This window comes from Salmonella sp. SAL04196, assembly GCF_046550835.1.
Classification (GTDB): Bacteria; Pseudomonadota; Gammaproteobacteria; order Enterobacterales; family Enterobacteriaceae; genus Salmonella; species Salmonella enterica.
This window is the reverse complement of sequence record NZ_JBGDXE010000004.1, coordinates 346,712-366,308: the sequence shown is the minus strand read 5'-3', so window position 1 is coordinate 366,308 and position 19,597 is coordinate 346,712. Positions and strand designations below refer to the sequence as shown.

The following is a 19,597-nucleotide window of genomic DNA, read 5'->3' as shown; positions in this document are numbered from 1 at the left end:
TTAATAAATCACATCCTGACAGGCCAGAACGTCGACAGTTATAAATTTACCGTTATGATGGGCATCCTGTTTGGTGACGGATGTGCGCATGATTTGGTTGATTCTGGCCACGTTTGTGGTGGTGTTTATTGTGGGTTTTCGGGTGCTGACATCGGATACCCGCCGGGCGATTCGCCGCCTGAGCGAACGTCTGAATATTGATGTAGTGCCGATAGAATCGATGATTGATCAGATGGGTAAAACGGCGGGCGGTGAGTTTTTACAGTATCTGCATCGCCCTGATGAGTCGCATTTGCAAAATGCCGCTCAGGTGTTACTGATCTGGCAAATGGTGATTGTCGATGGCGGCGATCAGAATTTGCAGCGGTGGCATCGGTTGCTGCAAAAAGCGCGTTTAGCCGCGCCGATCACCGATACACAGGTACGGCTGGCGCTGGGTTTTTTGCGCGAAATGGAACCCGATATGCAGGAGATCAACGCGTTTCAACTGCGCTATAACGCCTTTTTTCAGCCGGAAGAGGGTGTCCACTGGCTGCATTGATACTCTTCACTATCTCGTTAACAAAAGACGAGATGAATGAGGCTGGCAGGGGCGGCGAGCCACGATTAACGGCCAGATGGCGCGATTCATCGTTAGCTAAATAAAGCGTAGCCGCCAGCGTATTTGCTAAGGGTGAACCACAGAAGTAACGCACCGAATAACCGCTAACGACGCCAAAACATCAGAGACTTATAGCTCATCATTTCCGTGACATATATCACGGAAATGTGATCTCGTTTTGAACACTAAAACTGTGACTCCTTGCCATACCTCCTGTCTCAAAATTTCTTATCATAAACTCGAAGTTGTACATGATTGTCTATAGACAACTCTAAATGTTTAGGCGCGCCCCATGAAAACATTGAGTAAAAGTTCACACATCCCACTGTATCAACAGGTTGTGGAGTGGATAAGGGAAAGTATTTATAGCGGAGAATTAGTTGAGGATGACCGGATACCTTCAGAGTTTCAAATCATGGATATGCTGGAGGTGAGTCGCGGTACCGTTAAAAAAGCGGTTGACCAACTTGTCCGGGAAGGTGTTCTTGTGCAAGTGCAGGGTAAAGGAACTTTCGTAAAGAAGGAAAATGTTGCTTACCCACTGGGTGAAGGTTTGCTCTCCTTTGCTGAAGCCTTAGCCAGCCAGAAGATAAACTTCACAACCAGCGTCATAACCTCCCGACTGGAACCCGCTAACCGCTTTGTAGCAGAAAAACTGAGTATCAAACCGGGACAAGATGTTTTATTTCTTAAACGCCTTCGTTGTATTGGCGATGAAAAAGTCATGTTGATTGAAAATCGTATCAACATTGATCTCTGCCCCGGTATTATTGATGTAGATTTTACCAGGGAGAATTTATTTTCAGCAATAGAAAGATTATCCGATAAGAAAATAAGTTTTTCTGAAAGCCGTTACGCAGCCAAATTAATTGGTAATGAGCGAGGCCATTATCTTGATATTGGTGAAGACGCACCTGTTTTGCATTTGGAACAGTTGGTATTTTTCTCTAGAGGATTGGCCATTGATTTTGGTAACGTCTGGTTAAAAGGTAATAAATATTATCTTGGCACTATTTTACAGCGCCTGGATGCCTAACTAGCAAAGAGGAATCTATGCAGGATATTCATTTTCGCCGTCATTATGTTCGCCACCTCCCTAAAGAGGTGAGTCAGAATGACATAATCAAGGCTCTTGCCAGTCCGTTAATTAACGATGGTATGGTTGTATCTGATTTTGCCGATCACGTCATTACGCGAGAACAGAATTTTCCAACGGGTCTACCGGTTGAGCCTGTAGGTGTCGCTATTCCACATACTGATCACAGGTATGTTCGCCAAAACGCCATTAGCGTTGGAATACTGGCAGAACCCGTCAATTTCGAAGATATGGGCGGGGAACCAGATCCCGTACCTGTCAGGGTGGTGTTTATGCTTGCTTTAGGTGAAAGCAATAAGCAGCTCAACGTACTGGGTTGGATTATGGATGTGATCCAGGATGAGGATTTTATGCAGCAGTTACTGGTCATGAATGATGATGAAATTTATCAGTCAATTTACACACGCATATCTGAAAGAGGTGAAGTATGAGTAAAATGATACTATTTGTTTGCGCAACGGGTGTTGCTACTTCCACGGCTGTGGCAGAAAAAGTAATGGAATATTGTAAAGACAATGGACTTGATGTTAATTATTCACAAACTAATGTAGCCTCATTGCCAAACAATACCGATGGTGCAGCTTTGGTTGTATCAACAACGAAAGTTCCTTATGAACTGGATATTCCGGTTGTTAGTGGCCTGCCAATCATTACCGGAGTAGGTGAAGATAAAGTTCTTGAAAAAATAGTTTCAATCCTTAAAGGCCAAGCCTGATTTCATAAATAAAAAAACAGATAAATTATCCAGGCGCTAACGCGAGGTCTGGTCACATCTGAATAAGAGGTCGGATATGAATGATATAGCACATACTCTCTATACCGTTGTGCAATATGTCCTGGGATTTGGCCCAACGGTTTTATTGCCGCTGGTCCTTTTTTTCCTGGCATTGTTCTTCAAAGTAAAACCCGCTAAAGCACTTCGCTCATCGTTAATTGTCGGAATAGGGTTTGTCGGAATTTATGCCATCTTTGACATACTTACCAGCAACGTAGGCCCGGCTGCACAGGCAATGGTTGAGCGAACTGGTATTAGTCTGCCTGTGGTCGATTTAGGCTGGCCACCGTTGGCCGCAATTACCTGGGGCTCACCAATCGCACCCTTTGTCATTCCGCTGACGATGCTGATTAATGTCGCCATGCTGGCTCTGAATAAGACACGTACTGTTGATGTCGACATGTGGAACTACTGGCACTTTGCCCTGGCTGGAACGCTGGTTTACTACAGCACAGGGAGTTTTGTTTTGGGTCTGTCCGCAGCCGCTATTGCCGCGATCGTGGTTCTCAAACTGGCGGACTGGTCTGCGCCATTAGTGGCAAAGTACTTCGGTCTGGAAGGTATTTCACTTCCGACCCTGTCATCTGTCGTCTTCTTTCCGATTGGATTGCTGTTCGACAAAATTATCGACAAAATCCCTGGCGTTAACCGTATTCATATTGATCCGGAAAACGTTCAGAAAAAAATGGGAATCTTCGGTGAGCCTATGATGGTGGGTACTATTCTGGGGGTCTTGTTGGGCATCATTGCCGGGTATGACTTTAAACATATCCTATTGCTGGGGATCAGCATTGGCGGTGTCATGTTCATTCTTCCGCGTATGGTACGAATTTTGATGGAAGGTTTATTACCTCTGTCTGAAGCCATTAAGAAATATTTGAATGCCAAATATCCTGGCCGTGATGATCTCTTTATCGGACTGGATATCGCGGTAGCAGTAGGTAACCCAGCCATTATATCTACAGCACTGATTCTGACACCCATCTCTGTCTTTATTGCATTCCTTCTTCCTGGCAATAAAGTCCTGCCACTCGGAGACCTTGCGAACCTGGCAGTCATGGCTTCCATGATTGTACTGGCATGTCGTGGCAATATTTTCCGGGCTGTGATAACCGCAATTCCTGTTATTGTCGCCGACTTGTGGATTGCGACCAAAATTGCGCCATTTATTACCAGTATGGCTAAGGATGTCAATTTCAAAATGGCTGAGGGGTCAAGTGGTCAGGTATCAAGCTTCCTTGATGGCGGTAACCCCTTCCGTTTCTGGCTGCTTGAAATATTCAACGGAAATATTATTGCTATCGGGCTGATTCCTGTGCTTGCGCTGATTATTTATGGTGTTTTTCGCCTGACAAAAGGAACGGTCTATGCCTGATTACCACGCAGCGCTTGTCATTGACATTGGCACAACTAACTGCAAAGTCAGCTGTTATTCCTGTCATGACGTGTCAGTTCTGGAAGTCCGCAAGTTTCCGACGCCAATAATATCGTCGGACAAAGGCGAGGTAGATTTCGATGTCGAAGCGCTGTGGCAGGCACTGCGACTGGTAATGGCTGAACTGGTGGCTTCAGTACCGTTTCCGGTAAAAAATATCAGTATTGCGAGTTTCGGTGAGTCTGGTGTCTTTGTGGATAAGGAGGGCGTCATTCTTACCCCGATGCTGGCCTGGTATGATCGACGTGGTGAATCTTATCTCTCGTCATTAAGCAAGGCAGAGGCTGAAGAACTGTATTCTATAACGGGATTGCCACCTCACAGTAATTACTCAGCATTTAAAATGAGATGGTTGCTTGATAACTACTCCTTGCATGAAAGAAAAGATATCTGCTGGTTACATGCACCAGAAGTGTTGTTGTGGCGAATGACAGGTGCGAAAAAGACGGAAATATCCCTGGCCAGTAGAACGTTGTGTCTGGACATTGCTCGCCGTACCTGGTCTCGTAATGCTGCCGGGATTCTCGGCATACCGTTCGGTGTACTGGCTCCGTTGATAAAGCCAGGTGAAGTGGCCGGATGGGTGACGGCAACGCTTAGAGAGGAATTGGGCTTCTCTCATGAGGTAAAAGTTACCCTGGCCGGGCACGATCATATGGTCGGTGCCCGCGCATTACAGCTGCAACCGGGCGATGTGCTGAATTCTACTGGCACGACAGAGGGTATTTTACTGCTGAATACACAACCAACGCTTGATGTGCAGGCTCGCAGGGATAAGCTGGCAAATGGTTGTTACTCCGATGGTGAATTTTTCACGCTTTTCGCTTCTCTGCCTGTCGGCGGTTATGCGCTTGAATGGGTGAAAAAAACCTTTCGTTTAACTGATAAGGAAATAAGCACAGGCCTGGAAAAAGCCATGGAGCAATACCTCAAACCTTCCTGGTCTGTCGAGCATGTGCCGGTATTTATTCCTCATTTGCGGGGCTCGGGTTCGCCAAATAAAAATCGGCACACCCGTGGCCTGCTTTTTGGTCTGACGGATTCACTTCCTCCGGAGTCTCTGCTTGAGAGTGTCTTTATCGGCCTGGTGATGGAGTTTGCACACTGTCACGGGTGCTTTAATATCCCGGCGGGCAGGACAGTAAAAGTCATTGGCCCTGCGGTGAAAAACCCATACTGGCTCCAGTTGAAGGCTGACATCCTCCAGTGTCCAATTGAGGCCATTGCTTTTGATGAAACCGTCTCCCTTGGAGCATTGTTGATAGCCTGTCCGAATGTTGTCCCCCCGACTGTTCCTGTGGCTGAGCGATATTTTCCTGACGCGGTTCGTTCTGCAAAGTTGAAAATATATCAGCAGCAATGGCTGTCATTTTATCAATTTAAACTGCGGCAAGAAGGGGCGCTTATTGGTGAATAACTGTGATAACTCAATAGTTCGATAATTTACTTACACTGCTCACATAAATATCTGGAGTTAATATGCCTTTAGTCAATGGTAGGATCCTGCTCAATTGTATTCAGGAAAAACATGTCCTTGCGGGTGCATTTAATACAACGAACCTGGAGACAACAATTTCCATTCTTAATGCAATAGAACGTTCCGGATTGCCCAATTTTATTCAAATTGCTCCTACTAATGCACAGCTTTCAGGTTACGATTACATTTATGAAATAGTTAAGCGACATGCCGATAAAATGGATATTCCTGTCAGCCTGCATCTGGATCATGGGAAAACTCTGGAAGATGTTAAGCAGGCTGTCCGGGCCGGATTTACCTCAGTAATGATTGATGGCGCGGCGCTACCGTTCGAAGAAAATATTGCATTTACCCGAGAAGCCGTCGATTTCTGTAAATCATTTGGTGTTCCCGTCGAAGCGGAATTAGGCGCTATTCTGGGTAAGGAAGATGATCATGTCAGCGAGGCTGACTGCAAAACTGAACCTGAGAAGGTTCAGCGCTTTGTTGAGGAGACAGGGTGCGACATGCTGGCAGTGTCAATTGGTAATGTACATGGTCTTGAAGATATCCCACGCATTGATATCCCGCTATTACAACGCATCGCGTCTGTCAGTCCGGTACCTTTGGTTATTCATGGAGGTTCTGGTATTGACGCGGATATTCTTCGCAGCTTTGTTAATTACAAAGTAGCCAAAGTGAATATTGCGAGTGATTTGCGCAAAGCCTTTATTACTACTGTTGGTAAGGCTTGGGTAAATAATAACAACGAGGCTAATCTGGCGCGTGTCATGGCGAACGCAAAACAGGCAGTTGAGGATGATGTTTATTCTAAAATTAAGATGATGAATAAACATCACTCAGCATTTCGCAAAGTCTCTTAAGGAAAATATATGATTAGACAAACAGTACGCGTTATGAACAGTACGGGGCTTCATGCGCGGCCAGCCGCTACGCTTGCGAAAATTGTCAAAAAATACCAGTCTTCATTAACGCTAGTTAATAATGACAAAGAAATTCCCATTAAAGGAATGATGAGTATTTTGGGGGCTGGCGTAAAGGGAAACACAATGATTGATTTAATTTGTGATGGACAGGATGAACTGGCTTTTATGGATGAATTAAAATCTGCATTTGCTGATGGCTTTGGTGAGTCAGTATAGTGCAATTCCCGTCAAACGGCGCAGGAAGTTGTAGAGGCTTCCTGCACTCATTATCGTATGAATCGTCTCCACCCGGAAAACAATCCCGTCTGAGACTGTTATTAAATTTGTTTAATTACCCGTTGTTGAAGTGCTCATTTCAACAACGGGACAGGCAAATTATGGACGAAAAGAAACTCAAAGCCCTTGCGGCGGAACTGACTAAAGGGATGACCCCGCGCGAAATTGTTGCTACGTTCGAAAAAATGGAGTATGCCGATCCAAAACTGGCGGTGAGTCGTTTTATTCTCAAGTTAGGTGACCACCTGAGCGATCACCTTTAAAGTTATACAGAATTACTGACAGACTCTTTAGGAATCGAAACCAGGAGAATATCTCACAGGTGACATCGCACCTTTCTTTCTAAGATCCTCTGGAATCTTTTTACCGAGATAAAGCTGTGCTATCGCAGGTGGCGCTACTTTTCCTCGAAATCCAAAGCGGGAATTTTGAGTAGCTTCAAACTCCTCGTCTTCATCCCATGAGGATATCTCTGGGAAATTCTCACGGGTAGATTTGAGCCACTCATCAGCGACATATACACCCCTTACGATTCCCTTCACTGTAGCCAATATAACTTCAGCCTTACGGGCACGCTCAACGCTGACCCGCCAGCTAAAACGTACGGCATCATAAAGGTCCACATCTTTTGAACTTCTGTTAACAGAGATCATCAGGGCTTTATGTTGGAATACAATTGTTTCAGGTTGGTACGTGGCGATTAACTCTTTGATGTGTGCAGCGCCATATTCATTACTGCCAGCACCGTTCATGATATTAGTTAAACCGGGGTAGGCGTCTATAAGGGCGGCTTCAACCTCGTAAGCGGTCTTTTCATCAGCTATACCGTGTCGGTGAATAACATGAATGACCTCAAGACCAGCTAATCTTATCTCTCGAAGTTGCTTGAGCTTGTTACTAAGTAACTCATCATCATCCACTGCTGCGACCTCACCGCGCATATGAGCAAATACACGATTGCCTTTTCCCTTCCCCACGTAGAAGGTACTTCCGTCCCTGGGATCAATTAATCGATACACATACCAGCCAAGGTGTTCCATTACTCCCGGTGGAAACTCATTAATATCCATGTCATAACGCCTATCAATTGATTCATAAAACCATGATACTGTCGATTAACAACTTATAGTACTCATTAATCTTTCCCGATGATTGATAAAGTGAGCAGCGTCTGCTGTTGGCGCTTAGCGGACATTTTTACTTTGCCCAACCCCAGACATCCGACTTAGCCTTAACAGACCATCGGTAAAACTCTCATACCAGCACCTTTAGCCCGTGTTTTTGGACAACATTAAGTAGTTTCAGTGATATCCCGCTGGGACGCTTGGCGCCGCTTTCCCACTTTTGAACCGTTGATACGCTGGTATTCAGGTACCGAGCGAAAACCGGCTGGCTAACGTTGAGTTCTTCTCGTAACGCTTTTATTTCAAGTGGCTGCAGATCTTTGATGCTGCTTAAGCAGGCCGTGTCAAAACTGCGCATTGTCTCCTGGGGAATGGCATCCACGCTAAATAATCCAGATGCCGCGCTATGAATCGCTTCAAAGGCAGGGCTTTTGAATTTAGTTTTTGCTGACATAGCGCACCTCTACCAGTTCTTTGTTATTAATGAGTGCCGTTATCTGATCTTCGGTCAGGCAAGCATAGTGTTTTGCTAACTCACGGAAACCCGCGAGTTCGCGATAGCTAATGTTGGCCATATCCTGTTTGGCATACAGGAAGGTGTAAAACCAATGCTCGCCTCCCTTTGCCAACACGATTGCGCGATCGCGATTTTGATTGAGACGTTTTTTATAAACTCCGCCGCCAAGATTATCTGCTTTTCCTTGCAGTACGGCGTTGATGGCCTCGCTTAACTCGTCATCTTTTATCGTGTGGGACTTCGCTTCTCTGTTAAACCACCTGGTTTTGAAGATTCGCATCAGGTTGACATCCTGTAATCTAAAGTATAGCACCAAGTGATACACTATGTCTTACCTTTTGGTTTTGCACGCAACGAGAGAAGATAATTCTCAACGCTCGACCAGCCTCGCAAAATGCAGCGCAACAATGTCAGTTGCTAAAACGTTAATCAGATCACATTTTGTAATGTTACACTGCGTGGATTTTCCGCACTAAAACGACGCAGGTAACCACAATGAATGAAAATATCGCAGAAAAATTCCGCGCTGATGGGGTTGCCAGGCCTAACTGGTCAGCCGTTTTTGCCGTAGCGTTTTGTGTCGCCTGCCTGATTACCGTTGAGTTTTTGCCCGTTAGTCTGTTGACGCCGATGGCGCAGGATCTGGGGATCTCCGAGGGCGTCGCCGGTCAGTCGGTCACCGTTACGGCATTTGTCGCGATGTTTTCCAGCCTGTTCATTACCCAGATTATTCAGGCGACCGACAGGCGTTATATCGTTATTCTGTTCGCCGTTTTGCTGACGGCTTCTTGTCTGATGGTCTCCTTTGCCAACAGCTTTACGCTGCTATTGCTGGGCCGCGCCTGTCTTGGGTTGGCGCTGGGCGGATTCTGGGCGATGTCGGCGTCGCTGACCATGCGACTGGTTCCCGCGCGTACCGTGCCGAAAGCGCTGTCGGTGATTTTTGGCGCGGTTTCCATCGCGTTAGTGATCGCCGCGCCGCTGGGCAGTTTTTTGGGCGGTATTATTGGCTGGCGTAATGTCTTTAACGCCGCTGCGGTGATGGGCGTACTGTGCGTCATCTGGGTGGTGAAATCACTGCCGTCGCTGCCGGGCGAACCTTCTCACCAGAAACAGAATATGTTTAGCCTGTTGCAACGCCCTGGCGTGATGGCCGGGATGATCGCCATCTTTATGTCTTTTGCCGGGCAGTTCGCTTTCTTTACCTATATTCGCCCGGTCTATATGAATCTGGCGGGCTTTGACGTTGATGGTCTGACTCTGGTGTTGCTAAGCTTTGGTATTGCCAGCTTCGTTGGCACTTCTTTCTCATCTTATGTCCTGAAACGTTCGGTAAAACTGGCGCTGGCCGGTGCGCCGCTGCTACTGGCGCTGAGCGCGCTGACGCTCATTGTGTGGGGAAGCGACAAAACCGTGGCGGCGGTCATAGCGATTATCTGGGGACTGGCGTTTGCGCTGGTGCCGGTGGGATGGTCAACGTGGATCACTCGTTCCCTTGCCGATCAGGCGGAAAAAGCCGGTTCCATCCAGGTCGCGGTGATTCAACTGGCAAATACCTGTGGCGCGGCGGTGGGCGGTTATGCGCTCGACAATTTCGGGCTCCTTTCGCCGCTGGCGCTTTCCGGCGGACTGATGCTGTTGACGGCGTTAGTCGTGGCGGCGAAAGTCCGTATTACGCCAATGAGTTGATATTTCTGCCATTTGTAGGCCGGATACGACGTTAGTCGTTATCCGGCAATAATAAACGCTTAATCAAAACCGTTATGCTCTGCGGTAGCGGCAAACCATTCTCCGCTTTTTTTCACCGTGCGCGTTTGGGTGGCTAAATCCAGTTGTACAAAACCATAGCGATTTTTATAGCCGTTCAGCCATGACCAGTTATCGATAAAGGTCCACATGTGGTAGCCAAGACAGTGACAGCCCTCGCTAATGCCTTTATGCAGCCATTTAAGATGCTCAGAAATAAAGTCAATCCGGTAATCATCGTGAATCTGTCCCGCTTGCGCAAAACGCTGCTCGTTCTCAACGCCCATCCCGTTTTCGGAGATAAAACAGCGCGGATTGCCGTAATTATCCCGTAGGTTGGTGATGATGTCGTAAATTCCGGGCGCGTAAATTTCCCAGCCGCGGTAAGGGTTCATCTTGCGCCCCGGCATGTCGTAATAGTCAAATAACCACCCCGGCATAAATGGCGCTTGCGGATTCACCGCCGTATCACGGCATTTCACGCGGCGCGGCTGATAATAGTTAATCCCCAGTAAATCGATTTTGCCGTCGGCAATAAGCTGACGGTCACCTGGCTGACAGGCAGGCAACTGGTCATAGGTTTTCAGCAGCGCCACCAGCTCCGCCGGGTATTCTCCCTTTAATACCGGGTCAAGAAAACTGCGGTTGAATAACAGATCCGCATGATGCGCGGCTTGCACATCGGCGGGATGCTGCGAGCGTGGGTAGGACGGCGTCAGATTCAGCACTACGCCGATTTCACCGTCGTAGCGCCCGGCGCGCCAGGCGCGCACGGCGGTCGAGTGCGCCAGCACGGTATGGTACGCCACGGTGGCTGCACGTTTAAAATCCACCACATTGGGATAGTGGAAGTCGTACAAATAGCCGCCTTCCACCGGCACAATCGGCTCATTAAAGGTAAACCAGTGCTTCACGCGGTCGCCAAACAAGGTAAAACACGTTTGCGCGTACCGACCAAACGCCTCTACGACGTCGCGATTTTCCCAGCCGCCTTTCTCCTGCATGACCATCGGCATATCAAAATGGAACAGCGTAATAAACGGCGTGATGCCCTGCGCCAGTAGCTCGTCGATGACGTGATTGTAGAAGCTCACCGCTTGTGGATTCACCTCGCCTACGCCGTCTGGAATGAGCCGCGCCCAGCTTAGCGAGGTGCGAAAACTGTTATGTTTTAACTGTTTCAGTAGCGCGATGTCTTGCTTCCAGTGGCGATAGAACGTTGAGGTTTCTGCTGGACCGACGCCCTGATGAAAACGACCCGGCTGGCGCTCGAACCACACATCCCACGTGGTCTGGCTTTTACCGCCATTCAGACTATCCCCTTCGGTTTGCAACGCTGAGCAGGCGCTGCCCCACCAGAAGTTATCGGGAAAACGGTATCGCATTGTCGTGCTCCTTGATCGCGTAAATTCGCTCCAGAATACGCGGTTTTGGCGAACAGAAACCGGTTACAGTCCGCATTTTCGCGACCAAAAAACGGAAAAGGTGTGCTACATCTCCGGGCATTCCACCTTGCCGAGAGCCTGCCAGTAGTTATGCTGATTGTTGCGCTCTATCGCGATCATCGCCTCCCGAATATGCTGCTGGTTCCCCTCGCTCGCCATGATTTTTTTCTCCCAGGCTTCATCGGTTAGCGCGCCTTTGGGCGTACACATTTTGCGCAAATCCTTTAAAATCGTGGTTTTTTCATGCGCCGACTGGAGTGAGCTAAACGGAGAGTCGGCATACGTGACGCCCGGTAGCGCGACAAGCGCGGCAATAAGCAGAAGCGTTTTTCGTTTCATAAACGGTATCCTTATCGGTTTGCACTTTTTCAAGAGTAAGTGTAGACCGTGCGACGTTCACTCATCGGGGCGTGTTATCCGTTGGCGTTGAAGTCAGGCAAAAGTGGGAAGGCGGTTTCTCGCTGCGCCTTCACTTTCTTGCGTGGCAGAATAGTGTATGTTCTGACTACTCTTTTATTTCGTAAGCGGTAGTGTAATGAGACGTATTGAGATCGTACTGGGAGAGCTGGAACGGCTGACGCGCGGGCTATGTCTTGCCGATTTGGCGCAGGAGACGGCGTTTACGGCGGAGGCGATAGGTTTCAATCTTGGGCTGGCGCGTAACTCCGTCAGCAAAGATCTCAATCAGTTATGGAATGACGGCCTGGCAATCAAAAGCCGTGGCCGCCCGGTCTATTTTCTGCATCGCCAGGCGCTGGAAACGTTGCTGGGACGACAGCTGGAAGAGTCTGAACGCGAGGTGCGAACGGTGGCGGATGTGCTACCGCATGAAGAGCATTACGCGCCCGACGATCCGTTTACCAGCCTGATTGGTTACGATCGTAGCCTGCGTGATGCGGTAGAAAAAGGCCGTGCGGCGGTACTCTATCCGCACGGTTTACACGTTCTGCTTACCGGGCCGTCCGGCGTCGGTAAAACCTTTTTTGCGGAACTGATGCACCGTTTCGCCTGTGAACAGGCGAGCGGCGTTATCCCGCCGCTGGTCTACTTTAACTGCGCGGAATACGCCCATAACCCGGAACTGCTCTCCTCTCATCTGTTTGGTCATCGGCAGGGGGCATTTACCGGCGCGAATGAACATAAAACAGGCCTCGTGGAGCAGGCGGACGGTGGTTATCTGCTGCTGGACGAGGTGCACCGTCTGTCTTATGAAGGGCAGGAAAAGCTGTTCTCTATTCTGGATAAAGGCGAGTACCGTCCGCTCGGCGTGAGCAGCCAGCCGCGATCAATTTCGGTACGCCTGATTTGCGCCACTACCGAGCCGGTCGGGTCGGCGCTGTTACGTACTTTCCAGCGGCGTATTCAGGTATGCATTGATTTGCCGGGCATTCGCCAGCGCTCCGTTGAAGAACAGATCGAACTGATCGTGGGGTTCTTACAGCGGGAAAGCCGCAAAATAGAACGCACGGTCAGCATTGATAAACCGTTGTTGCTCTGGTTGCTGAATAAACCCCTGGAAGGCAATATCGGTCAGCTAAAAAGCGATATTCAGTTTCTTTGCGCTCAGGCGTGGGCATCGGGAATGACCGAGCATAACGACACGCTACAGCTGGATAAACGGCTGGCGGAGATGTCGGTTAACCCGACGCCGGAACAGCGTCTATTGGTGGATACTCTGTTTGACGGTAAAGCGCGGCTAAATATAGACGCGCGCACGCTGCCCGCATTGAAGACGTCGCTGGCGACCGGGGCGGAAATTGAAGAGAGCGACCTCTTTTACAGCTTCCTGACGCGCGAATATGTTAATTTGCGCAACAGTAACGTCCCCCCGGCGGAGACGCTGGCGATCCTGAAAAATAAACTCAGCTCGATTTTTGAATACGGTCTCTACAGCCGCGACAGCGTGGCGCATCCGCCGCGCTATGGCGACCAGATTGAAGAGCGCGTGACGCTGCTGATTGGCTGCGTAGAGCAGGTGTTGGGCTTTTCGCTGCCGGAAAATCTGGTTAACCCACTGCGTAAACACTTCCTGGCGCTGATAGGCTACGTGCAGCGTGGCCTGATCCCGCAGCTTTACTCTTCCAGTTTGATCCTGGATCGCTGCAAAGACGAATATGACAACGCCGCGCTGCTGTGTCGGAAAATCAACGAACTGCTGCATATTCAGTGTCCGGCGACGGAAGTGGTCTGGCTATGCCTGTTCCTGAAAGAGTGCCGCCATTATCGTCAGCGCATCGATGCCAGCCCCGACTGCGGGGTCATTTTGATCGCTCACGGCGCGACCACCGCCACCAGTCAGGCGCAATATGTCAACCGCGTGCTGGAGCGCGAGCTGTTCAGCGCCATCGACATGCCGTTTGAACAGTCGGTGCATGACACGCTGGAAACGCTGACCCAAATGATTCAAACCCGCCAATATCGGCGGCTTATCCTGTTGGTGGACATCGGTTCATTGATCCATTTCGGCAGTACGATCAGTAAGTTATTCCAGATAGATGTTTTGCTCATGCCGAACATCACGCTGACCAGTCTGCTGGAAGTCGGGCTGGATTTAAGCTATGAAACCAGCGATTTACTACAGCTGACGGCGCTCCTGCAGAGTAAAAATATCCCCTGCCAGCTTTGTACGCCGCAGCAGGAGAACGGCGGCAAAGTGCTGGTCATCTCCTGTATTACCGGCATGGGAACGGCGGAAAAAATCAAAAAGGTGCTGGAGGAGAGCTTTGGCGAACTGATGTCGCAGGACACCAGGATGGTGATCCTTGATTATAACGAGGTACGTAGTCTGGAGCGCGTTCAGCAGGCATTGAATGCCAGCGAGCGGCTGGCGGGGATTGTCGGCACTTTCCAGCCGGGGCTGCCGGATATTCCGTTTATTTCGCTGGAAGAGCTTTTCTCCGAACAAGGGCCGGAACTGGTGTTGAGCCTGTTAACGCCCGATCTGTCCAACGCTGAACGCCGTCTGGAGATGGAGCGCAGCGCGATGCGCTTTATCAGCGCGCTAACGATGGAGAGCATCATCAACCATATTTCCGTGCTTAACCCGCAGCGTATTCTGAAAGAGATGGAGGGCGTTTTTAACCATCTGACGTCTTCGCTTTCCCTGAAACCAAGCCGCCAGGTGACACTGCGCTTCCTGATCCACTGCTGCTGTATGGTAGAGCGTATTGTGATTAACCGAAAACCGTTACAGATGGCGCTGGAAAGTCAGCCGAATCTGGACGCGCGCGCGTTTAGTGTCATCAAATCCGCTTTTCTGCCGATCGAAGACGCCTACGCCATCCGTTTATCGGATGCGGAATATTTTTATATCTACGAACTGCTCTATAGCTAATCCTTTTACTGGCGGGGCTTCGCGCCTCGCCAGACCTTTCTTCTTCCTCGCGTGACACAAATTCTGGCACAACCTTTGCTCTTCTGATGATGCGTTATGCCGGATAGCGGCGTAAACGCCTTATTCGGCCTACCGGGAGTGTCCTGTAGGCCCGGTAAGCGCAGTGCCACCGGGCAATATATGCCGGTGTCCTCATGTAATTGCGCCAGGAGGCCATTTTGACTACCACACAACCGTTGCCCCACATCCTGCTGCTGACGCATGGCGGCTGGGGACAACCGCTTTGCAACAGCCTGCGTATGGTCACGGGCGAAATTAAAGGCGTGACGGAAATCGCGCTAATGCCTGTCGATACGCTGGGCGAGTTTTATCAACGCGTCGAGGCCGTGGTGAAAACGCTGCCGGAGGGCTCGCTGATCCTGACAGATTTTGTCGGCGGCACGACGTCCAACGTCGCGGCGCGACTAAGCGCCGATTATCCGGTGGCGGTGATTGCCGGACTGAATGCGTCGCTACTGCTGGAGGCGCTGGACAGGCGCGAACAAGGGATGCTAACCGCCTGCGTGGATGAGTTAGTTGAGGCCGGGCGCAGTAGCTGCCTGGATGTGGTCGCCCATGTACGTCAGCTACAACAATCACTCTAAGGAAAACATCATGGCCAATATCGTTTTATGCCGCATCGACAGCCGTCTCATTCATGGGCAGGTTGTCACGAAGTGGGTCGGACAATCTCAGGCGAACCGGATAGCCGTTGTGAGTGATGAACTGGATGCCGATCCGTTTATGAAAAATATCTACCTGATGGCCGCGCCGCCAAATATCAAAGTGGATTGCTTCGGCAACCAGAGTTTTGCCGCCGCATGGAAAGAAAATCAGCTTGGCGACGGTAACGTGCTGGTGCTTTTTCCCTCACTGGCGGCGGTGCAGAACGCCATACAACTGGGCTTTGACGTTACCCGCATTCAGGTTGGCGGTCTCGGCGGCGGGCCAAACCGCAAGGCGGTTTTTCAGAATATTACGCTGGATGAAAAAGACGTCGGCATTCTTAACGACCTGAAAAACCGTGGCGTTCAGGTATTTTTCCAGACCATCCCGGAAGATAAGCCGCAGCCGCTCGACGATATCCTGAAAAAATTCTAACCCTTTAATAGACACAAAATCATTCTGGATGCATCGAGGCGGCAACTGAGTGAATCCCCTGGAGCTTACTAAAGTAAGTGACTGGGGTGAGCGAAGGCAGCCAACAATGAGGCAGCCTGAAGGATGAAGTGTATAGGATAACATTATGGATACCTTACTTTTTGCAAGCCTGATGGGGTTGTATTACTGGTTTGCCCGTTTACGCCTCGGCTACACCTTCTCCGCGATGTTGTTACAACCGGTGGTGATCGCGGTATTTGTCGGGCTTTTGCTTGGCAACATGCAGACCGCGATGATTATCGGCGCAGGGATGCAGCTCGTTTATTTGGGCGTGACCTCAACGCCGGGCGGCAACGTGCCGTCGGACCCGGCGCTGGCGGCCTGTATCTCCATTCCTATCGCGGTGAAGGCCGGTATGGACCCAAACCTGGCGATCGCGCTGGCAATCCCGTTTGGCGTGATTGGCGTGTTTCTCGATCAGCTGAGGCGCACGCTGAACGCCGCCTGGGTGCATATGGCGGATAAACACGCGGAAACGGCAAACATGGCGGGCATCATGCGTTGCGCCTTTCTTTACCCGGCATTGCTGGGGCTGGTGCTGCGCTTCCCGGTGGTCTTTGCCGCTAACTACTTTGGCCAGGATGTGGTGGAAAGTTTCCTTAAACTGATGCCGCACTGGTTAACCCACTCCTTTGAAATCATGGGCGGCATTCTGCCGGCGCTGGGCTTTGCCATCACCATTATGGTGATCGGTAAAAAGAGCCTGTTGCCGTGGTTTATCGGCGGGTTCTTCGCGGTGTTGTACCTCAAGGTCGACATCATGGCGATGGCCATCTTCGGCACCTGTGTCGCCTTCCTGATTAAAGGCCTGGCGAAAAATGAAGGAGCAGCATGATGAGCAGTGACGTAATGCAACATGAACTGGTTGAGCGCGCGCGGGAAAGCGGGGCGCTGACCAAAGCAGACATCACCAAAGCCTGGTTTATCTACTGGCTGGGCGCCGAGGTTTCCAGCTCCTATGAGCGCTTACAAAGCCTGATTTTCTGCGCCTCGATGACGCCGATCATCAAAAAACTCTACCCGCAAAAAGAGGAGCAGGTAGAAGCGCTAAAACGCCACCTTAACTTCTTTAATTCCGAGCAGACTTTCGGCGCGGTGATTCAGGGCATCTCTATTGCCATGGAAGAACAAAAAACGCGCGGCGAGCCGATTAACGACTCGTCTATCACCGGCATTAAAACTGGCCTGATGGGGCCGCTTGCCGGGATGGGCGACTCGATTATCTGGGCGGCGGTGATGCCGCTGTTGATAGCGATCTTTATTCCGTTCGCGGCAAATGGCAGCGCGATGGGCGGTATTATCCCGCTGATTCTCTACCCGGCGATCACCCTGGCGATCAGCTACGGCATGGTCCACAAGGGGTATACGCTGGGGCGTGATTCGATTATCGGCCTGCTGCAAGGGGGGCGAATCAAAGAACTGATCTACGGGGCCAACGTGCTGGGTTTGATCATGATGGGCGCGCTTTCCGCCAGCTACGTCAAAATCACCACGCCGTTAAAAATTAGCGCCTTGAAAGGATCTGAAGTGGTGGTTCAGCAGATCCTCGACTCTATCGCGCCGGGCTTACTGCCACTGGCGGCGGTATTCGCCATCTACTTCTATCTGGTAAAAAAAGGGCCGCGCTACACCACCATTTTACTGTCGATTGTCGCACTGAGCATAGTCTGTTCGTTGTTGGGAGTGCTGTAAATCATGACGCCGAATATCTATCAACAACTGGGGTTGAAAAAGGTCATTAACGCCTGCGGCAAAATGACCATTCTGGGCGTCTCAAGCGTCGCGCCGGAGGTCATGCAGGCCACCGCGCGCGCGGCTTCCGCTTTCGTCGAGATTGACGCGCTGGTGGAAAAAACCGGCGAACTGGTATCGCGCTATACGGGTGCTGAAGATAGCTATATCACCTCGTGCGCCTCGGCGGGTATTGCCATTGCCGTCGCTGCCGCTATCACCCACGGCGATCGGGCGCGCGTCGCCCTGATGCCGGACAGTAGCGGTATGGCCAATGAGGTGGTGATGCTGCGCGGGCATAATGTGGACTACGGCGCGCCAGTCACCAGCGCCATTCGTCTTGGCGGCGGGCGCATAGTGGAAGTGGGGTCGAGCAATCTGGCGGCCCGCTGGCAACTGGAAAGCGCCATTAACGAAAAGACCGCCGCGCTACTGTATGTGAAATCACACCATTGCGTACAGAAAGGCATGTTGAGCATTGACGATTTTGTACAGGTGGCGCAGGCCAACCACCTGCCGTTGATTGTCGATGCCGCGGCGGAAGAGGATTTGCGCGGCTGGGTGGCGAGCGGCGCGGATATGGTTATCTACAGTGGGGCGAAAGCCTTTAATGCGCCAACCTCCGGCTTTATCACTGGTAAGAAAACGTGGATTGCCGCCTGCAAAGCGCAGCACCAGGGGATTGCCAGGGCAATGAAAATCGGCAAGGAAAACATGGTTGGGCTGGTGTATGCGCTGGAGAATTACCACCAGGGCCAGACGACCGTGACCGCAGCACAGTTACAGCCGGTCGCGGAAGCGATTTCCGCCATTCGCGGGCTTTATGCCGATATCGAACAGGATGAGGCCGGGCGTGCAATCTGGCGTATTCGTGTGCGGGTGAACGCATCTGAATTGGGACTGAATGCGCAGGACGTCGAAGCGCAGTTGCGCGGCGGTGAGATAGCGATTTACGCCCGCAAATATCAGCTTCATCAGGGGGTTTTTAGCCTCGATCCACGCACGGTAGCCGAAGGGGAAATGGCATTGATTGTGGCGCGACTCAGGGAGATTGCAGAACATGCAGCAGATTAATTTTTATCGTCAGCGGGTAGCGATTAACGTGCTGGCAAAGGATATCGCCAACGCGAAGGCTATCTATGAAGCCGCCGAAGGCCATGCGGTCATTGGCGTACTTTCCGCGCAGTTCGCTACGGTAGAAGAGGGCGTGCCGGAGGTGAAACGCTGGATGGCGGAGGTGCCGTCAATCTCAGTGGGTCTGGGCGCAGGCGACCCGGCGCAGTACTACAAAGCGGCGATGATTGCCGCCCATACTCACCCGGCCCACGTCAACCAGACTTTTACCGGCAGCGGCTTCGCAGCGGGCGCACTGGCGGCGACAGGCGGCGAGCAAACACATATTAACGCCCTGGTCAGCCCGACGGGAACGCCTGGCGAGGTGGTGATTTCTACCGGCGTCAGCAGCAGCCAGGGAACGCCAGCCCGCGTTTCCTGTGAAGCGGCGGTACGCATGATGCAGGATATGGGCGCACATGCGGCGAAGTTTTTCCCGATGGGCGGCGAGAAGTCGTTACCGGAACTCTATGCGCTGGCGACAACCGCCGCCCGCCAAGGCATGACGCTCATCGAGCCGACCGGCGGTATCTCACTGGATAATTTCGGTATTATCCTGCAAACCTGCCTGGAGGCAGGCGTGCCGCGCGTCATGCCGCATGTTTACAGCTCGATTATCGATCCGCAAACCGGCAATACGCGCCCCGAAGACGTCATTCGGTTGATGGAGATAGTTAAAGCGCTGGTGTGAGATTTATCGCCGAAGAGCGCTGCGTTTACCTGGCCTACAGATGACGTGTATTTGTAGGCCCGGTTAGCGTTACGCTACCGGGCGATAATGCGTAGCAGGCCGGGCAAAAA

Annotated in this window: 22 protein-coding genes; 17 read left to right on the top strand and 5 right to left on the bottom strand. The window is 50.8% G+C overall.

Annotated elements, in window-relative coordinates:
* Window positions 1–88 precede the first annotated feature (88 nt).
* The 9 genes from ACLJPE_RS16820 (at window position 89) to ACLJPE_RS16780 (ending at window position 6,849) form a co-directional block, all read left to right on the top strand.
* Complete coding sequence (locus ACLJPE_RS16820; protein WP_001519640.1) at window positions 89–541, top strand: DUF1198 domain-containing protein; 453 nt, start codon at window positions 89–91, stop codon at window positions 539–541.
* Between the two features lie 352 nt (window positions 542–893).
* A complete protein-coding gene (locus ACLJPE_RS16815; protein ID WP_000854956.1) occupies window positions 894–1,637 on the top strand; it encodes a GntR family transcriptional regulator in 744 nt (247 codons plus the stop codon).
* 17 nt (window positions 1,638–1,654) lie between these two features.
* Complete coding sequence (locus ACLJPE_RS16810) at window positions 1,655–2,128, top strand: PTS sugar transporter subunit IIA (protein ID WP_001152237.1); 474 nt, start codon at window positions 1,655–1,657, stop codon at window positions 2,126–2,128.
* Window positions 2,125–2,412 (top strand): PTS sugar transporter subunit IIB, encoded by a 288-nt coding sequence (locus ACLJPE_RS16805; RefSeq protein ID WP_000041396.1) that lies wholly within the window; start codon window positions 2,125–2,127, stop codon window positions 2,410–2,412. Before ACLJPE_RS16810 ends, ACLJPE_RS16805 begins: the two co-directional genes overlap by 4 nt.
* A gap of 76 nt (window positions 2,413–2,488) precedes the next feature.
* Window positions 2,489–3,847 carry a PTS galactitol transporter subunit IIC gene (locus ACLJPE_RS16800; protein WP_000997827.1) on the top strand — a complete coding sequence of 453 codons (1,359 nt, stop codon included), beginning with the start codon at window positions 2,489–2,491 and terminating at the stop codon, window positions 3,845–3,847.
* The gene (locus tag ACLJPE_RS16795) at window positions 3,840–5,324 is read left to right on the top strand and encodes an FGGY-family carbohydrate kinase (RefSeq protein ID WP_023230916.1); all 1,485 of its coding nucleotides are present in this window, start codon (window positions 3,840–3,842) and stop codon (window positions 5,322–5,324) included. The genes ACLJPE_RS16800 and ACLJPE_RS16795 overlap by 8 nt, the downstream gene beginning before the upstream one ends.
* 62 nt (window positions 5,325–5,386) lie before the next feature.
* Window positions 5,387–6,247, top strand: coding sequence for a class II aldolase (locus ACLJPE_RS16790; protein WP_001131797.1), 861 nt, complete (start codon window positions 5,387–5,389; stop codon window positions 6,245–6,247).
* A gap of 9 nt (window positions 6,248–6,256) precedes the next feature.
* A complete protein-coding gene (locus tag ACLJPE_RS16785) occupies window positions 6,257–6,526 on the top strand; it encodes an HPr family phosphocarrier protein (protein WP_000621109.1) in 270 nt (89 codons plus the stop codon).
* 161 nt (window positions 6,527–6,687) lie between these two features.
* Window positions 6,688–6,849, top strand: a complete 162-nt coding sequence (locus ACLJPE_RS16780) for a hypothetical protein (protein ID WP_000343619.1) — start codon at window positions 6,688–6,690, stop codon at window positions 6,847–6,849.
* A 27-nt stretch (window positions 6,850–6,876) separates the two neighbouring features.
* Here ACLJPE_RS16780 and ACLJPE_RS16775 read toward each other — a convergent pair whose 3' ends face one another.
* The 3 genes from ACLJPE_RS16775 to ACLJPE_RS16765 all read right to left on the bottom strand — a co-directional run bounded on the left by ACLJPE_RS16775 (window position 6,877) and on the right by ACLJPE_RS16765 (window position 8,507).
* Window positions 6,877–7,656: an LEM-3-like GIY-YIG domain-containing protein gene (locus ACLJPE_RS16775; protein ID WP_000353909.1), complete on the bottom strand. Its 780-nt coding sequence runs from the start codon at window positions 7,654–7,656 to the stop codon at window positions 6,877–6,879.
* 184 nt (window positions 7,657–7,840) lie between these two features.
* Window positions 7,841–8,164 carry a helix-turn-helix domain-containing protein gene (locus ACLJPE_RS16770; protein WP_021000920.1) on the bottom strand — a complete coding sequence of 108 codons (324 nt, stop codon included), beginning with the start codon at window positions 8,162–8,164 and terminating at the stop codon, window positions 7,841–7,843.
* Complete coding sequence (locus ACLJPE_RS16765; protein ID WP_017442035.1) at window positions 8,148–8,507, bottom strand: type II toxin-antitoxin system RelE/ParE family toxin; 360 nt, start codon at window positions 8,505–8,507, stop codon at window positions 8,148–8,150. Before ACLJPE_RS16765 ends, ACLJPE_RS16770 begins: the two co-directional genes overlap by 17 nt.
* A gap of 215 nt (window positions 8,508–8,722) precedes the next feature.
* On the opposite strand from ACLJPE_RS16765, the gene nepI reads away from it, so the two are divergent.
* Complete coding sequence (gene nepI, locus ACLJPE_RS16760) at window positions 8,723–9,916, top strand: purine ribonucleoside efflux pump NepI (RefSeq protein ID WP_001004800.1); 1,194 nt, start codon at window positions 8,723–8,725, stop codon at window positions 9,914–9,916.
* A 59-nt stretch (window positions 9,917–9,975) separates the two neighbouring features.
* On the opposite strand, the gene ACLJPE_RS16755 is transcribed toward nepI, so the two are convergent.
* Both ACLJPE_RS16755 and ACLJPE_RS16750 read right to left on the bottom strand, forming a co-directional pair.
* Window positions 9,976–11,358: a glycoside hydrolase family 1 protein gene (locus ACLJPE_RS16755; protein ID WP_023230917.1), complete on the bottom strand. Its 1,383-nt coding sequence runs from the start codon at window positions 11,356–11,358 to the stop codon at window positions 9,976–9,978.
* A 105-nt stretch (window positions 11,359–11,463) separates the two neighbouring features.
* On the bottom strand, window positions 11,464–11,757 hold the full coding sequence (locus tag ACLJPE_RS16750) for a YicS family protein (RefSeq protein ID WP_000824213.1): 294 nt from the start codon (window positions 11,755–11,757) through the stop codon (window positions 11,464–11,466).
* A gap of 196 nt (window positions 11,758–11,953) precedes the next feature.
* Between ACLJPE_RS16750 and dagR the strand changes: the two genes are divergently transcribed.
* The 7 genes from dagR to dagF all read left to right on the top strand — a co-directional run bounded on the left by dagR (window position 11,954) and on the right by dagF (window position 19,487).
* Complete coding sequence (gene dagR / locus ACLJPE_RS16745; RefSeq protein WP_001252680.1) at window positions 11,954–14,752, top strand: transcriptional regulator DagR; 2,799 nt, start codon at window positions 11,954–11,956, stop codon at window positions 14,750–14,752.
* Window positions 14,753–14,970: 218 nt separating this feature from the next.
* Window positions 14,971–15,396, top strand: a complete 426-nt coding sequence (locus ACLJPE_RS16740; RefSeq protein WP_000214106.1) for a PTS sugar transporter subunit IIA — start codon at window positions 14,971–14,973, stop codon at window positions 15,394–15,396.
* A 10-nt stretch (window positions 15,397–15,406) separates the two neighbouring features.
* Entirely contained in the window at window positions 15,407–15,892 is a 486-nt protein-coding gene (locus ACLJPE_RS16735) for a PTS system mannose/fructose/N-acetylgalactosamine-transporter subunit IIB (RefSeq protein ID WP_001284298.1), read from the top strand.
* 145 nt (window positions 15,893–16,037) lie between these two features.
* Window positions 16,038–16,787 (top strand): PTS mannose/fructose/sorbose/N-acetylgalactosamine transporter subunit IIC, encoded by a 750-nt coding sequence (locus tag ACLJPE_RS16730; RefSeq protein WP_000380259.1) that lies wholly within the window; start codon window positions 16,038–16,040, stop codon window positions 16,785–16,787.
* Window positions 16,784–17,644 carry a PTS system mannose/fructose/sorbose family transporter subunit IID gene (locus tag ACLJPE_RS16725; RefSeq protein WP_001526325.1) on the top strand — a complete coding sequence of 287 codons (861 nt, stop codon included), beginning with the start codon at window positions 16,784–16,786 and terminating at the stop codon, window positions 17,642–17,644. The genes ACLJPE_RS16730 and ACLJPE_RS16725 overlap by 4 nt, the downstream gene beginning before the upstream one ends.
* Window positions 17,645–17,647: 3 nt before the next feature.
* On the top strand, window positions 17,648–18,757 hold the full coding sequence (dgaE, locus tag ACLJPE_RS16720; protein ID WP_039513470.1) for a D-glucosaminate-6-phosphate ammonia lyase: 1,110 nt from the start codon (window positions 17,648–17,650) through the stop codon (window positions 18,755–18,757).
* Window positions 18,744–19,487, top strand: coding sequence for a 2-dehydro-3-deoxy-phosphogluconate aldolase (dagF, locus tag ACLJPE_RS16715; RefSeq protein ID WP_001186150.1), 744 nt, complete (start codon window positions 18,744–18,746; stop codon window positions 19,485–19,487). The genes dgaE and dagF overlap by 14 nt, the downstream gene beginning before the upstream one ends.
* The last annotated feature ends 110 nt before the right edge of the window (window positions 19,488–19,597 follow it).

Coding starts and splice junctions, on each gene's coding strand:
- ACLJPE_RS16820 (WP_001519640.1), top strand. CDS start 89: ATGATTTGGTTGATTCTGGCCACGTTTGTGGTGGTGTTTATTGTGGGT.
- ACLJPE_RS16815 (WP_000854956.1), top strand. CDS start 894: ATGAAAACATTGAGTAAAAGTTCACACATCCCACTGTATCAACAGGTT.
- ACLJPE_RS16810 (WP_001152237.1), top strand. CDS start 1,655: ATGCAGGATATTCATTTTCGCCGTCATTATGTTCGCCACCTCCCTAAA.
- ACLJPE_RS16805 (WP_000041396.1), top strand. CDS start 2,125: ATGAGTAAAATGATACTATTTGTTTGCGCAACGGGTGTTGCTACTTCC.
- ACLJPE_RS16800 (WP_000997827.1), top strand. CDS start 2,489: ATGAATGATATAGCACATACTCTCTATACCGTTGTGCAATATGTCCTG.
- ACLJPE_RS16795 (WP_023230916.1), top strand. CDS start 3,840: ATGCCTGATTACCACGCAGCGCTTGTCATTGACATTGGCACAACTAAC.
- ACLJPE_RS16790 (WP_001131797.1), top strand. CDS start 5,387: ATGCCTTTAGTCAATGGTAGGATCCTGCTCAATTGTATTCAGGAAAAA.
- ACLJPE_RS16785 (WP_000621109.1), top strand. CDS start 6,257: ATGATTAGACAAACAGTACGCGTTATGAACAGTACGGGGCTTCATGCG.
- ACLJPE_RS16780 (WP_000343619.1), top strand. CDS start 6,688: ATGGACGAAAAGAAACTCAAAGCCCTTGCGGCGGAACTGACTAAAGGG.
- ACLJPE_RS16775 (WP_000353909.1), bottom strand. CDS start 7,656: ATGGATATTAATGAGTTTCCACCGGGAGTAATGGAACACCTTGGCTGG.
- ACLJPE_RS16770 (WP_021000920.1), bottom strand. CDS start 8,164: ATGTCAGCAAAAACTAAATTCAAAAGCCCTGCCTTTGAAGCGATTCAT.
- ACLJPE_RS16765 (WP_017442035.1), bottom strand. CDS start 8,507: ATGCGAATCTTCAAAACCAGGTGGTTTAACAGAGAAGCGAAGTCCCAC.
- nepI (WP_001004800.1), top strand. CDS start 8,723: ATGAATGAAAATATCGCAGAAAAATTCCGCGCTGATGGGGTTGCCAGG.
- ACLJPE_RS16755 (WP_023230917.1), bottom strand. CDS start 11,358: ATGCGATACCGTTTTCCCGATAACTTCTGGTGGGGCAGCGCCTGCTCA.
- ACLJPE_RS16750 (WP_000824213.1), bottom strand. CDS start 11,757: ATGAAACGAAAAACGCTTCTGCTTATTGCCGCGCTTGTCGCGCTACCG.
- dagR (WP_001252680.1), top strand. CDS start 11,954: ATGAGACGTATTGAGATCGTACTGGGAGAGCTGGAACGGCTGACGCGC.
- ACLJPE_RS16735 (WP_001284298.1), top strand. CDS start 15,407: ATGGCCAATATCGTTTTATGCCGCATCGACAGCCGTCTCATTCATGGG.
- ACLJPE_RS16730 (WP_000380259.1), top strand. CDS start 16,038: ATGGATACCTTACTTTTTGCAAGCCTGATGGGGTTGTATTACTGGTTT.
- ACLJPE_RS16725 (WP_001526325.1), top strand. CDS start 16,784: ATGATGAGCAGTGACGTAATGCAACATGAACTGGTTGAGCGCGCGCGG.
- dgaE (WP_039513470.1), top strand. CDS start 17,648: ATGACGCCGAATATCTATCAACAACTGGGGTTGAAAAAGGTCATTAAC.
- dagF (WP_001186150.1), top strand. CDS start 18,744: ATGCAGCAGATTAATTTTTATCGTCAGCGGGTAGCGATTAACGTGCTG.